At 71.7% G+C, this 13,231-nt stretch carries 11 protein-coding genes; 6 read left to right on the top strand and 5 right to left on the bottom strand.

The window, feature by feature from the left end; translation table 11 throughout:
• Positions 1-100: 100 nt before the first annotated feature.
• A complete protein-coding gene (locus I6A60_RS32115) occupies positions 101-538 on the bottom strand; it encodes a ribonucleotide reductase (protein ID WP_203023842.1) in 438 nt (145 codons plus the stop codon).
• A gap of 320 nt (positions 539-858) precedes the next feature.
• Between I6A60_RS32115 and I6A60_RS32120 the strand changes: the two genes are divergently transcribed.
• The 5 genes from I6A60_RS32120 (at position 859) to I6A60_RS32140 (ending at position 7,438) form a co-directional block, all read left to right on the top strand.
• The gene (locus tag I6A60_RS32120; RefSeq protein ID WP_203023841.1) at positions 859-1,824 is read left to right on the top strand and encodes a carotenoid biosynthesis protein; all 966 of its coding nucleotides are present in this window, start codon (positions 859-861) and stop codon (positions 1,822-1,824) included.
• Between the two features lie 98 nt (positions 1,825-1,922).
• Positions 1,923-2,876: a LysR family transcriptional regulator gene (locus I6A60_RS32125; RefSeq protein ID WP_203023840.1), complete on the top strand. Its 954-nt coding sequence runs from the start codon at positions 1,923-1,925 to the stop codon at positions 2,874-2,876.
• Positions 2,877-2,958: 82 nt separating this feature from the next.
• Complete coding sequence (locus tag I6A60_RS32130) at positions 2,959-3,861, top strand: alpha/beta fold hydrolase (protein ID WP_203023839.1); 903 nt, start codon at positions 2,959-2,961, stop codon at positions 3,859-3,861.
• A 753-nt stretch (positions 3,862-4,614) separates the two neighbouring features.
• Positions 4,615-5,685, top strand: a complete 1,071-nt coding sequence (locus I6A60_RS32135; protein WP_307873968.1) for a hypothetical protein — start codon at positions 4,615-4,617, stop codon at positions 5,683-5,685.
• A gap of 304 nt (positions 5,686-5,989) precedes the next feature.
• Positions 5,990-7,438, top strand: a complete 1,449-nt coding sequence (locus I6A60_RS32140) for a DHA2 family efflux MFS transporter permease subunit (protein ID WP_203023838.1) — start codon at positions 5,990-5,992, stop codon at positions 7,436-7,438.
• 81 nt (positions 7,439-7,519) lie between these two features.
• Here I6A60_RS32140 and I6A60_RS32145 read toward each other — a convergent pair whose 3' ends face one another.
• The 3 genes from I6A60_RS32145 to I6A60_RS32155 all read right to left on the bottom strand — a co-directional run bounded on the left by I6A60_RS32145 (position 7,520) and on the right by I6A60_RS32155 (position 10,197).
• Complete coding sequence (locus I6A60_RS32145; RefSeq protein WP_203021058.1) at positions 7,520-8,110, bottom strand: Fic family protein; 591 nt, start codon at positions 8,108-8,110, stop codon at positions 7,520-7,522.
• Between the two features lie 303 nt (positions 8,111-8,413).
• Positions 8,414-9,613 carry a hypothetical protein gene (locus I6A60_RS32150; protein WP_203021060.1) on the bottom strand — a complete coding sequence of 400 codons (1,200 nt, stop codon included), beginning with the start codon at positions 9,611-9,613 and terminating at the stop codon, positions 8,414-8,416.
• Positions 9,610-10,197 carry a SigE family RNA polymerase sigma factor gene (locus I6A60_RS32155; protein ID WP_203021062.1) on the bottom strand — a complete coding sequence of 196 codons (588 nt, stop codon included), beginning with the start codon at positions 10,195-10,197 and terminating at the stop codon, positions 9,610-9,612. The genes I6A60_RS32150 and I6A60_RS32155 overlap by 4 nt, the downstream gene beginning before the upstream one ends.
• 223 nt (positions 10,198-10,420) lie before the next feature.
• Here I6A60_RS32155 and I6A60_RS32160 point away from each other — a divergent pair, with 223 nt between their 5' ends.
• The gene (locus tag I6A60_RS32160; protein ID WP_203021063.1) at positions 10,421-12,703 is read left to right on the top strand and encodes a WD40 repeat domain-containing serine/threonine protein kinase; all 2,283 of its coding nucleotides are present in this window, start codon (positions 10,421-10,423) and stop codon (positions 12,701-12,703) included.
• Positions 12,704-12,712: 9 nt separating this feature from the next.
• On the opposite strand, the gene I6A60_RS32165 is transcribed toward I6A60_RS32160, so the two are convergent.
• Positions 12,713-13,216 (bottom strand): hemerythrin domain-containing protein, encoded by a 504-nt coding sequence (locus I6A60_RS32165; RefSeq protein ID WP_203021065.1) that lies wholly within the window; start codon positions 13,214-13,216, stop codon positions 12,713-12,715.
• Between the last annotated feature and the right edge of the window lie 15 nt (positions 13,217-13,231).

Here is a 13,231-nt window from a genome sequence, read left to right on the forward strand (position 1 = left end):
CCCCGCCCTCACTTCCCAACCCCCCCCACGTCCCACCACGGGGGGCATCCCCGCACCCCCGGGCTACCCCGAATCCACCCGATCATGACCGACCGGCGCTCTAGCCGACCGGGCCGGCGTGGCGTGGCCCTGTCGCGGCCCGCTCCAGGGGCGTGAGGACGTCGAGCGGGGCGCGGTCGTCGATCGTCAGGTAGTCCAGCGCGAGCCGGCGGACCACGTAGTCGATGACCGAGGTCACGTGGGGGATCTCCGGGTCGTCGGTGAGCCCGGCGGGCTCGAACCGCGTGTCGGCGAACCGGCGGACGAACGTGGCCAGTGGGACGCCGGTCTGAAGGCCGGTCGAGATCGCGACGGCCACCGTGTCGAGCAGGCCATGCAGCGTCGTGCCGGGCCGGCCCATGATGAGCCGCAGGTCCGCGGGCGTGCCGTCCGAGCACCGCGACGTGAGCAGGTAGCCCTGGGCGCCCCCCACGGTGAAGGACCTGGTGACAGCCGCACGCTGCCGCGCGATGTGTCGCTCCTGCGTACCGGTGACCACCCAGCGCCTCCCGTTCGCCAATCCCAGACAGGCCAGACCGCCGCACCACAACATGTTGGGCTCGGTACGGAGCGCCTATCGGAGATGTTGGGCTCGGGCGGTGTGGAGCCTATCGCCAGCCCTGCGGCGACTGTCCAGGTCTGGCAGTGGCGTGTCGCGGGCCGGCGGTGGGTCTTTGCTCACCCGCACCGCGGAACGCAAAGATCAACCGCGTCGCGGAACGCCTCGGGCGACGAGGCACGCGGGCCGAACGCGCGACTGTGTGCGAGCGGGGCCCTAAAATATTTATATCTATCCCGAGCGAGATGAGGTCACAGCGGATGGCTGTCGAGGCCCAGGGGGGACCGGCCGCGGTCGGCACGGCCGAGAGCGCGGCGTCCGAGGTGGTCGCGGTGCCCGCCCGGGGCGGCTGGCGGGTCACCGCTACCTGGGTCCTGGCGCTCGTCGCGCTGGTCGCCGCCGTGGCAGGGGCGGTCGGGGGAACCGGTCCAGTCGGTGACGCGGCGCTGGGCCTGCTGACCGGCATCGCGCTGCTGTTCAGCATCGTCCACGGTTCGCTCTCCGTGGGCTGGCGCGGGATCGGGACCTTCTTCGTGATCAGCTATGCGGTCGGGTTCGTCCTGGAGGCGACCAGCGTCGCGTACGGCTTCCCGTTCGGCTTCTACGTGCACGACACGGGAGGGCCCCGCCTTCTTGACATCCCGCTCGTCGTGCCGTCGGCCTACTTCGGCTATGGCTGGATCGCCTGGGTGCTGGCCTGCGTGATCGGGCGCGGCACGCCGGCCCGGTCGGTGGGCTTCGAGCGCTTCACCACGCCGCTGGTCGCGACGCTGATCCTCACCGGCTGGGACTTCGCCTTCGACGCGGTGTTCGCCACGGTCGATTCCCGGTACCGGTACACCCACCCGGGCGGCTACTTCGGCGTACCCGTCTCGAACTTTCTCGGGTGGCTGCTTACCGGCTGGATCATCACGCAGGTCTTCGCACTGGTCGAGCAGAAGGCCGCCACCCGGACACCACCGGCCGCCCGGGCCCACTGGGCCCTCCCGAGCGTGGTGTGGGCGGCGCCCATCCTGCCATTGCTGGGCTGCTTTCTGTCCCCGCCCGCGGGAAAGGTCACCGTGGGCGGCAGAACGTTCGTGACGGCTGACATCTACGGGTCCGCATTCGTCGTCAGCCTGCTGACGCTTGGCCTCGTCGCCGCTCTGGCTCTGATCAGAGCGCTCGCCCCGACCGGCACGACACCGGCTGCGACACCCGACGCGCACGACCGCGCATTGCCCTGACCTGGCCCTTTGCCAAACGGTCGTCCGGGCACGCGGAGTCACACGTCCTGTTCACCGGGCGTTAGATTCGGTCGGTAGCGTGGCCCCGGGAGGGTGCCATGGAAAGCAGATTCGAGCTGCGGCATCTCGTCGCCTTCCTGGCGATTGCCGAGGAGCTGCACTTCGGACGCGCCGCGGCCCGCCTCCATATGGGTCAACCGTCCCTCAGCCAGCAGCTGCAGCGACTGGAACGCAGCGTCGGCGTCGAGCTCGTTCAGCGCGCTCCCCACCAGGTGAAGCTGACACCCGCCGGCCGTGTCTTCGAGTTGGAGGCCCGCCGCCTCCTCGACCAGGCCGATCGAGCGGTCCGGGTGACCAGGGAAGCCGCCTCCGGCCGCACCGGCTCGATCTCGATCGGGTTCAACTTCCCCGCCGGGCAGCGAATCCTGGAACCGACCCTGCGACGGTTGAACGCCGACTATCCGCGGATCTCGACCCAGCTCTGGGAGGCCCGCAGCGGACCGCAGCTGACGGCTCTCGCCGACGGCAAGCTCGACGTCGCGCTCGCCTTCGCCGGGCCGCTCGCCGCGGCGCTGCGGTCACGGCGGTTGCTGACCGTTCCCCTGGTCGCCATCGTCGGCGGCCAGCATCCGTGGGTGAACCGGGAGCAGGTCGCCTTCCGCGAGCTCGCCGATCAGCGGTGCGTGCTCTTCCGCCGTCATGAGAGCCCGGCGATGCACGACGCCATCCTCGCCGCCGCGGACCTCAGCGGCATCCGACTGACCATCGCCGACGAGGTGGACGACTCCGGCGCCACGGGCCTCGTCGTCACGACCCGCGACCTGGTCGGATTCGCCTCCACTGCTCGCGCCGCGGCGCTGCCGACCCCTGGCATGGCCGCCGTCCGGCTCGTCGACCCGGTGCCGACCGTCGGGGTCTACGCGGTCTGGCGGCCCGACCCGCAGCCCGTGGTCGGCGCGTTCCTGCGCAGCCTCGACGGCGCCGGGCCGTTCTCGGAGCAGGTCCAGGCCGGCGCCCCCAGGTCAGCCTCGCCGGATGCGCGACCGGTCTGAGACGCTGAGCACCGCTCTGAGACGCTGAGCACCTCGGGGACGGAGCCCCCTCCACGGCGGTCCACGAATGCGGAGGGCATCGATGGCGTCAGGCGTGGAGCGCGTACAGGTTCGGGCCGGGGTCCTCGACGTGACGCTCGAGCGCAGCGGCAGCCGTGACGGCCGGCCGGTGGTGCTGCTGCATGGGTTCCCATACGACGCCCGGTGCTACGACGAGGTCGCGCGGCTGCTGGCGGCCGAGGGCGCCGACGTGGTCGTGCCGTACCTGCGCGGCTACGGCGAGACCCTGTTCGCGCAGGCCTCGACTCCGCGGTCAGGGCAGCAGGCGGCGCTGGGGCACGACCTGCTGGCGCTGATCGACGCGCTCGGCCTGGAAGCGCCGCTGGTCGCCGGCTACGACTGGGGCGGCCGGGCGGCGTGCGTCGTCTCCGCGCTGTGGCCGCGGCGGGTGGGCGGGCTGGTCACGGCCAACGGATACAACATCCAGAACATCGCGGCCTCGTCGACGCCTCGGCGGCCCGAGCTGGAAAAGCGGCTGTGGTACCAGTACTACCTGCACGGTGACCGCGGCGTGCGGGGCCTGGCCGCCTACCGGTCGGAGTTCGCCCGGCAGCTGTGGCGCGAATGGTCCCCGACCTGGGGCTTCTCCGAGGCCACCTTCGCCGCGTCCGCGCGGTCCTTCGACAATCCCGACTTCGTCGACGTGGTCGTCCACTCCTACCGGCACCGCTACGGGCTCGTCGCGGGCGACCCGGCCTACGAGTCGACCGAAGCGGCCCTGGCGCTCCAGCCCCCGATCACCGTGCCGACCGTCGTTCTGGACGGCGAGCACGACACCATCCAGCCACCCGAGCCGCGAGCCGCGCATGAGCCCCAGTTCCCGGCCCTGTTCGCCCACCGCGTGCTCAATGCCGGTCACAACGTGCCGCAGGAAGCCCCGGCCGATTTCGCCCGCGCCATCACCGATCTGTGGGCAGCGCTCTAACCGCGACGCCTGACCAGTACGACGAGGACACCGCCTGACGGCAACCCAGCCCGGCGGCGCACGGCAGCATCTCGCGCGTCCGCGGCGCATCCCGGCCGCGGGACCTGATCCGAGTGGGCAACCGCCGCGCGAACCGACACACTCGCGTCACACGAAGTCGGATTCGGAAACCTTTTCGACCCGCGGCGACGGAATCCCACCGAACGGTTAGATTTATCGGCGGATTGCGACAGCATCTTGCGACCTGCGGCCCGTGGCGCCTGCGCGCGGGGGGCCCTGAGGTTGTCCCGGAGTCCCGATCGAGCGGCCTTGCCGCGCATCAGCCCGCCGAGTTTCCTGGCGTTGCAGCGTTCCGCGGCCGTTCGCGGCATGCCAGACAGGCAAAGGGGAAAGATGACGAGGAGCGCGCGCGGCGCCCTGGGCTCGCGAGACCCGGTCCACATCATCCGGGGTGGACCGACCCGAACCGCGCTGGTCGGCCCGGGCGCACCGAAGGGCCCGGCCACGATAGCCCCCGATCGTTGCCATCACAACGAAACCGGTGGTCAGATACCCGACATCCCCGCACCTGCGGCACCTTGGCCGTATCATTCGCAGCTACCGGGGCGGGTGGTCGGGGAGCCCGCCGGTAGGCCCATCGCCTCGTCTGACGCGCCGGCGGCGCACACGCGAAGTGACCGGAGAAAGGACCTGCGCAGTGCCGCGAACCCATCCTTCCGCGTGCCTTCCGGCCTCAGCCCGGACGGTGTGTGGGTGAGCCTCTCGGGAGCGCGCCCCAAAGGGCCACGCCCAGATCTGCAGGATGGGCCGCAGAAAGTCCTCCTGACCCGGCTGAACGAACTCAACAATCCTTATCGGGTCAGCTACGAAATGGTTTCCCGCCAGCTCTGGTCGGACCAGGCACCGACCAAGATCCAGCGGTCCCGGACGCGGGATCTGAGTCGCCAGCTCCGCGGCGAGAAGGCCATCGAATGGCGGGTCGTCGAGATCTACGTCGACCTGCTTTTCCCCGCGACCGACCCGGTGCGGGCGAGCGAGCTCATCGTCCTGCGCGACCTGCACACGCAGGCGTTCGGGACGACCGTCGACCCCGACGGCGCTCCGTCCCCGGAGCCCGAGGCCGCGCCGATCGATCCGGCCTACGTCGCCGAGCTGGAACGCCAGCTCGAGGAGGCCAGGACCCGTGCGTCCTTCGCCACCGCGCTGCTCGTGATCGTGCAGGCGGAGAACACGACACTGCGGGGCCGCAACTCGTCCTTCGACTGGTTCAACCAGCCGACCCGGGCCAGCAGCGCGAACTCGGCCGCCGAGGGCGGCTCCCGCTCACGCTCCGGAAGGCGAGCCACGGCGGACCAGCACACGTCGAACTCGACCTCCGGGCGGACCGCCGCCGGCCGGACCGGCGGCACCCGGTCAGGCAACCCGCACGCGGCGGGCACCCCCTCCCCCGCCGCGCCCGCGGCCGGTTCCACCCCGAGGACGGGACGCCGGGAGCCCGGTCCGAATCCCGAGGGCGAGGTCTTCCGGCCCGCCGACCCGGCCACCACGCCGATCGTCCGGCGCCAGGGCTACCGGGCCGGGCAGCGCCGCCGCCCGACCACGACCAGAGCTACCCTCGCCGACGCCTTCCCGACTGGCCCCCGCGCGGTGGTCCACCCCGTGACCGCGCCGCCGGCCCCGGCGGCGACGCTGGCCACCCCCGCCCGCGGCCGCTCGGCGTCCAGCTCCCTGCACCGCGCCCCGACACCGGACCCGCCCGCCGACGAGTCAGGTCTGGACGTCCTGGTCAGCCGCGAGAAGCGCCGCCGCAGCAAGAACACCTAGCTTTCGAGCCAAGCGAGCCGATCGAGAGCCCAGGGGGACCGTCCCCTGGGCTCTCGCGGATCCGGGACTGATCGGACGCGACCCGTTGACAAAGGTAGTGAGTCGCCACTACCTTTCTGCCATGCCCGCGATGACAGCCGAATCCGGCCAGACCCGGATGAGCACCGCCGAACGGCGGGCTGGCGTCTTCGCGGTCGCTGCCGCAAAGCGCGACCAGGCAGCGCAGTCCGACCGGGCCGGGCCCGGCCCCCTTTTTTTGACCTCGCTATGCAGTGACGACTCACTACCTAAGGAGGGCGGACCGATGACCACCCCAAGGACTCGAACCGTCTGGACGTTCGTCATCACCTCGCTGGCCGCGTTCATGGTGTCGCTGGACAACCTGGTGGTCACCTTCGCGCTCCCCCAGATCCGGGCCGACCTCGGCTCGGGCCTCGAAGGCCTGGAATGGACGGTCAACGCCTACACGCTGCCGTTCGCGGTCCTGCTCCTGATCGGCGCGGCCCTCGGCGACCGGCTGGGCCGCCGCCGGATCTTCACCCTCGGGCTGACGGTCTTCACGGCCGGAAGCGCCGCGGCGGCCCTGGCCCCGTCCATCGGTGTCCTCATCGCGGCCCGCGCCGTGCAGGGCGCGGGCGCGGCGCTCGTCCTGCCGCTCACCCTGACGATCCTGTCCGCGGCGGTCCCCGCCAACCGCCGGGGCGCTGCCCTCGGCGTGTGGGGCGCGGTCTCCGGTCTCGCGGTCGCGCTCGGCCCGCTCATCGGTGGGGCGATCACCGACGGCGCGGCCTGGCAGTGGATCTTCTGGCTGAACGTCCCGATCGGCATCGTCGCCATCCCGCTCGCCCTGCGCCGGCTCGACGAGACCCGCGGCTCCTCCACCCGTCTCGACCTGCCCGGCGTCCTCGTCGGCGCGGCCGGCCTGTTCGGCGTCACCCTTGGCCTGGTTCGCGGCGAGGGGCACGGCTGGACCAGCCCGTCGGTGCTGGCCAGCCTGATCCTCGGCGGCGTCGCCGTCGCGGCGTTCGTCGCCTGGGAACGGCGCCTGGAGGCCCGCGGCGGCCAGCCGATGCTCCCGATGAGCCTGTTCGGCAACCGTGGGTTCGCCGCCGTCAACGTCGCCACGATCCTGTTCTCCGTCGGCATGTTCGGCGCGATCTTCCTGCTGGCCCAGGCGCTGCAGAACGTCTTCGGCTACTCGCCGCTGGAGGCCGGCCTGCGCACCCTGCCCTGGACCGCCATGCCGCTGCTGATCGCCCCGCTCGCCGGGCCCCTGTCAGACAGGATCGGCGGGCGGCCGCTGCTGGTCACCGGCCTGCTGTTGCAGGCGGCCGGCCTGGCCTGGATCGCCGCCACGATGACCACCGGCATGAGCTACGGCGAGATGGTTCCCGCCTTCACCCTGGCCGGTCTGGGCATGTCGCTGTTCATCGTGCCCATCGCCACCGTCGCCCTCGGCTCCGTCCGGCCCGACCAGCAGGGTCTCGCCTCCGGTACCAACAACGCGGTCCGCGAGTTCGGCGGTGTTCTCGGCATCGCCGTGCTGTCCTCGGTGTTCGCCAGCCGGGGCGGGTACGGCGACCCGGCGCACTTCATCAACGGCATCACCCCGGCGCTCTGGGTCGGCGTCGCCGCTCTCGTCGCGGGTGCCCTGGCCGGGCTCGTCCTCCCCGGCCGGCCGACCAGCGCCGCCGCCCCGGCGACAGCGGATGCGACGACCGCGCGACCGATCCTGGAGCCCGCCGCGATCTGACCCGCGCAACCACCGCGCAACCCCACGACGTCCCGCGTCCAGCCCTTGGTACCCCCGGTGCAGGCGCGACTCGCGGCCTCGCTAGCGCTTGGTGCGAGCCACGATGATGGGGGCGAGAACCCGCACCAGATGGTGCGGCTTGCCGGTTTTCATGTAGCGCTCGCAGGCGCGCGCGTTCGCGAAGCGGCCGAGCGCGCTCCAGTCGACCGTCCAGCCGGCGTGCGCGGCCAGCTGGCGCAGGAACGCGCGTTGGGTTCGCCCGTTGCCCTCACGGAACGGGTGGATCGCGTTCAGGTCGCCGTACACCAGGGCGAACCCGCCGACGAACGGTTCCCAGTCCATCCCGACCAGGAGCTTGCGGGCCGCGACCCGGGCGAAGAGGGCGTCGAGCCGTTCGATGAGCTGCCCGCCGGGGGTGAACGGCTGGCCGTCCTTGGAGATGTCACCCTGGCGGAACTCGCCGGCCCAGTCGTAGACGTCCTGAAACAGGTAGCGGTGGAAACCCCGCAGGTGATCCGTGTCGTAGTTGCCGGGCAGGAACGCCGTGTCGAGCTGGAGCCGGCGCGCGCGCACGACCTCGTGCTCGGCCTTGTGGAGCTCCTCGCGGTCGCGGATGCCGAGTAGGTTCTGCAGGCAGTCCGTGCCGGGCCAGACGTAAGGGTCGTCATCCATCGACGGCCCGACCAGGCGCCGCGATCAACGTGACCCGCTCCCGCCGCGGCGCCGGTTCCAGCCCGTTGCGCGTGCCGTCGCGCTTCACCCGCCACCTCCGCTGCCGTGGGTGTTCCCAGCGACCTTTCTACAGCGATTCAGGCCGGTACGCGGTGGTCGTGATCACAGCGGGAGCGGGCGGATGACGTCGCGGACCGCCGGAGATCGATCCGCCGGCCAGGTCCAGCCCGTCCAACGTCCGTGGCAGACGCTGGACGGGCTGGCGCCGATGGTGTCGAGCTCGGCGGCTGGCGGGCGGAGGCCCTATCCGTTGAGCCCCGTCTTGAAGGCCTTGAATTTCAGCGTCGCCGGGGCCGAATACCCAGACGCGTCCGCTGGGCCGGTACAGGTGACGGTCACCGGGCCGACGTAGACCTGGATCCAGCCCTCCCGACCGGGCGCTCCCGCGGGAAGCGGCAGGCTCGCCGGATGGAGCGCCGCGTCGGCCGCCAGATCCTTCGGTCCGTTCGGAGCCTGGCGCGCCGCCTGAAGGCAGGCCTGTTCCATCGCGCTTTGCCGCTCCGGGGTGAGGCCCGACCCCCCACCCGGCGGGTCCGCCCACGCGTCCAGCCGGCTGACGAACTTTCCGGTGGAGTCGAAGGCATAGAACGTCAGGCGCTGGTCCCAGGCCGGGAAGTTCGCGCCCTCGACCTTGAACCGGGCCAGGAAGACGCCGCCGTCGAGAACGGGGACGACGACGCTCTCGCCGGTCGGGAACACCGCGAGCACCATCGCCACGTCCGCAGACGCCCGCCCGGCGCCGTACCGGGCGTACGCCCAGCCGCCGCCTCGGTAGTAGAACGAGGTGAGCGGGGCGGTGGATGGCAGCAGGTACTGCTCATAGGCGAACGCCTGCTGTTCTTGGTCGCCGACGGCGCTCTCGAAGGCGGGGCTACCGTCCGCGCCGGTGGGGATCTTGCACATCAGGAACTGGGTCTCGCTCGCGAGGACGGCGACGAATCCCTGCTTGTCCTGGAAGGCTCCGAACACCCGATAGGTGAGGCCCGGCGATTCGCCGGGAATTACGCACCGGCGGGCGAGGGTCGCCTTCTGGCCCTCGGTCAGCGGCACGGGCCGAGGCGCGTCCACCAGGTGGATCTTGATCGGGGCCTGGCCGGCCGCCCCGGGTACCTCGGTCGGCACCGGTGGCGGTGGCTTCGCCGCGGCCGCCACCGCGGATTCGGCGCCGTCGGCGGGTGTCGCCCGGTGGCGCAGGTCGAGTGGCCCCACGCCGAGGACGGCGACGGCGATCACCGCCGCCGCCGCGGTGGCGACCAGGCCCGCCCGCCGGATCGCGTGGCTTCGCCGTTCCCGGGCGATCCGCGTCTTGGTCCCGGCCCAGGTGGTGGCGGTCGGCCGGACCTTCACCTGGTCCGCCGCCGTCCGGAGCCAGCTGGCGACGTCCTCGCGGGACGGGTCTTCGAGAGTCTGTCGCGCCTCGCGCGACCGATGGCTGCCGTTCACTGTGCTTCCCTCCTGGTCGCGGTGGCCCAAGGCTCGGTGATGCGCGGCGCGGTGCTCCGGGACCCGGCGGACAGGGCCCGTGCCGGCTGGCCGAGATCGGTCAGGGCCGGGTGGGTCCGCAGCTTGGCCAGTCCCTTCGACGCCTGGCTCTTGACCGTCCCGACGGAGCAGCCGAGCAGGCCGGCGACCTCGGTCTCGGCCAGGTCGTCGCAGTAGCGCAGGATCACGACGGCGCGTTGCCGCTGCGGCAGGCTGGCCAACGCCTGGACGAGGCCGGCGCGGTCCTCCACCGCACCGAGCTCCGGTGAGCGGCCCGGCCGGTCCGGTGGTTGGGCCACGAGGACCTGGTGTGGCCGCCGCCGTCGGAAACGCCGGGCGTTCGCGTTCACCATCACCCGTCGCACGTAGGCATCGGGCCGGTCGTGCGACCGCACCCGTTTCCAGACCCGGAAGGTGCGTGCGAGCGCGGTCTGCGTCAGATCCTCCGCCTCGCCGAAATCGCCGGTCAGCAGGTAGGCGAAGCGCAACAGTCCAGGCAGGCGGGCGACGAAGTAGTCATCGAATGCGTCGTCCTCGATATCCATGCGACCTCCTCGCCCCACCAGAGGCCAAGGTGGGCGCGAACGGTTGCCTGGGAACAGGCAGAAAAAATGGGACATCCTCCACCGTGGACGCCGTCGCGTGACAGACCCGTCGCGTAGCCGACCTACCGGACCAGAAGATCGATAGGGTATACATGGCCCGGTATCGACGGCACCGCGCCGGCAGGAGGCCACGCGCGGTGCCCCGCTGCGTCAGGGGGGTGACGTGAGCGACGTCCCGGCAGGCGTGGAGCCACTCGACGACTTCGACCCACACCAGCTTGGCCCGTACACCTTGTTGGGCCGGCTCGGGCACGGCGGCATGGGCACCGTCTACCTCGGCCGCCGAGCCGCCGCCGAGACCGGCGCAGCGGGTCCCGCCACCGGTGGGAACAGCGTGACGGAGCCGGCCACGGTCGGGCCGCTGCTGGCGATCAAGGTCATCCGCCCGGAGCTCGCGACCGTAGCCGAGTTCCGGGAACGGTTCGCCCGCGAGGCGCGGGCCGCGCAGAGCGTCCACAACGCCTACACGGCAGCGGTCCTCGACGTCAACATCACGGGCAGCCGCCCGTACCTCGTCACCGAGTACGTGGACGGCCCGACTCTCTCCGACCGGATCCGCGCCAATGGACCACTACCGGCAGCCCAGCTGGAATGGCTGGCCGGGGCGGTCGCCGACGCGTTGCGCGCGATCCACGCCGCCGGCGTGATCCACCGCGACCTGAAGCCCGGCAACATCCTGCTGTCCCCGTTCGGCGCCCGCGTCATCGACTTCGGGATCGCCCGCGCCCTCGACACGACCACGATGGCCACCCAGAGCGCCATCGGCACCCCGGCGTTCATGGCCCCGGAGCAGGTCCTCAACGAGGGCGTCACCTCCGCCGTCGACATCCACGCGTGGGGCGCGGTCCTCGTCTTCGCCGCCACCGGCAACGCCCCGTTCGTCGGCGACACGATCCCCAAGGTCATGCGCCAGGTCCTCGAGGTGACCCCCGACCTCAGCAGGCTCCCGGGCACGCTGCGACCGCTCGCCGCCCGCGCCATGGCCAAGGACCCCGCCGGCCGTCCCACCGCGGCCCAGTTGGGCGACGCGGTCAGGCAGATCCACACGCCGCCGCCGACCCCGACCGCGGAGATGAGCACCTTCAGCGCGGACCGGACGGCCACCCGCGCTCAACCGCCGGTGACCGGCCCGCCGCCCACCCCACGGCCGGCGAGCGCCACCGCCCCGCCGCCCGCGCCGCACCCGGCGACGCACGACCGCCCACGCGGCGACACCGGCACGTCGACCGGGATGTCGGAGGTGAACACCCACCTGGTCGACCGGGGATCCGGCAGCCAGGGTGTCCCGGCGAACGTCCCCGACCGGGACCCGGGCCCATGGCCTCGTCCGCGGCGCCGGCGGGGCCGCGCGCTGCTCGCCGCCGGAGCAGCCGTCGTCCTCGTCCTCGCCGGGGGCATCACCGCCTTCGCTCTTCAAGACAGCGGCGACGGTGGCGGACCGTCGACGTCCGTCTCGGGTACGCCGTCGTCGAGCGGGACCTTCCGCGCGCTGGGCGACCCCCTGACCGACGTCAAGGACGAGGTCTGGTGGGTGGCCACCAGCCCCGACGGCGGCGTTCTCGCGGCCGCCAGCCAGAACGGCACGGTGACACTGTGGGACATCTCCCAGCCCGCGAAGCCGCGAGTGCTGCCGTCCCTGTCCACCGGTGACACGACCGGGATGATGGCGGTGGGCTTCGCGCCGGGCGGGCGCACCCTCGCCAGCGCGAGCCGGAACGGCACCGTGCAGCTGTGGGACGTCTCGAATCCCGCGGCGGCACGGCGACTGGGCTCACCGCTGGTCGACGCGGGCGGCGGGGCGGCGTGGTCGGTCGGTTTCGCTCCGGTCGGGAACCTGCTCGCGGCCGGCGACGGCAACGGCACGGTGCGGGTGTGGAACGTGTCCACCCCGCAGGCACCGGTCATGGCTGGCCAGCCGTTCCACTTCGACGGCGGCCAGGTGTGGGCCGTGGCGTTCTCGCCTGATGGATCGATTCTCGCGACCGCGGGCCAGGACGGCTCGGTTGGACTGTGGGACGTCTCCAACCCGCAGGGGCAGCCACGGGAGATTGGCGCCCTGCCGGTCCAGTCCGGGGTTGGGACCAAGGCGGTGGAGTCGCTGGCCTTCACTCCTGACGGGCGCACCCTCATCACCGGCAGCATCGATCACGCCGTGCGGCTGTGGGACATCTCCACACCGTCAGTTCCGCGCCTGCTGGCCGACCTGCGCCAGCCCAACCAGGTGTGGGCGGTCGCGCTGACTCTTGACGGCCGCATTCTGGCCACTGCCGGCGCCGACCGCACGATCCGGTTCTGGGACATCTCCGACCCGACGGCACCACGCCCGGTCGGAACCCCGTTGACCGGCCACACCGACACGATCACGAAGTTGGCGTTCACGCCCGACGGGCGCACCCTTGTCAGCGGCAGCCGCGACAAGACGGTGCGCCTCTGGACGTCGGGCTGAGGACGCGGTTCAGCTGTTCGCCTCGATGTATTCCGCGGCGTCCTTGCTCTTCGTGTTCACCCCCGCGCCGTCCCGGTGGTCGGCGTAGAACTGTAGCCACCGCATTGCCAGCTGGTGGCGCAGTTCGGGGCTGGTGCTCTTGATGAAATCCGGGATCGCCTCGCGTTCCTCCTCATCGAGGTGCTTGCCGTTCTCGGTCCGTGCCGCGCCCACCGCCTCGAACCAGACCTTGCTGCCGACACGGTGGGACCGGGCCTCCGTCACGGCCGCGCGGATCTTGTTGTGGTCGTCGATCGCGTCCTCGGTCTCGTCCTCAGGATCGCCGGAGTCGCCCTTCTTCAGCAGAGTCGGGTAGAAAACCGTCTCCTCCGCGTCCGCGTGGGTGTCCAACCGGGTGGCGAGCGCCTCCCACACCGCCGTCAACTCGGCGTTGCTGGTGGCGTAGTCGAGGTAGAAGAACTGGCGCCGCAGCCAATCGTGATCGGCGTAGACCAGATCGACGATGTCAGCCATGCGGGGTCCCCTTTA

The sequence above is a fragment of the Frankia sp. AgB1.9 genome, from assembly GCF_016786355.1.
Classification (GTDB): Bacteria; Actinomycetota; Actinomycetes; order Frankiales; family Frankiaceae; genus Pseudofrankia.

Coding starts and splice junctions, on each gene's coding strand:
- I6A60_RS32145 (WP_203021058.1), bottom strand. CDS start 8,110: ATGGATGACGACCCTTACGTCTGGCCCGGCACGGACTGCCTGCAGAAC.
- I6A60_RS32155 (WP_203021062.1), bottom strand. CDS start 10,197: ATGGATATCGAGGACGACGCATTCGATGACTACTTCGTCGCCCGCCTG.
- I6A60_RS32125 (WP_203023840.1), top strand. CDS start 1,923: ATGGAAAGCAGATTCGAGCTGCGGCATCTCGTCGCCTTCCTGGCGATT.
- I6A60_RS32130 (WP_203023839.1), top strand. CDS start 2,959: ATGGCGTCAGGCGTGGAGCGCGTACAGGTTCGGGCCGGGGTCCTCGAC.
- I6A60_RS32165 (WP_203021065.1), bottom strand. CDS start 13,216: ATGGCTGACATCGTCGATCTGGTCTACGCCGATCACGATTGGCTGCGG.
- I6A60_RS32140 (WP_203023838.1), top strand. CDS start 5,990: ATGACCACCCCAAGGACTCGAACCGTCTGGACGTTCGTCATCACCTCG.
- I6A60_RS32120 (WP_203023841.1), top strand. CDS start 859: ATGGCTGTCGAGGCCCAGGGGGGACCGGCCGCGGTCGGCACGGCCGAG.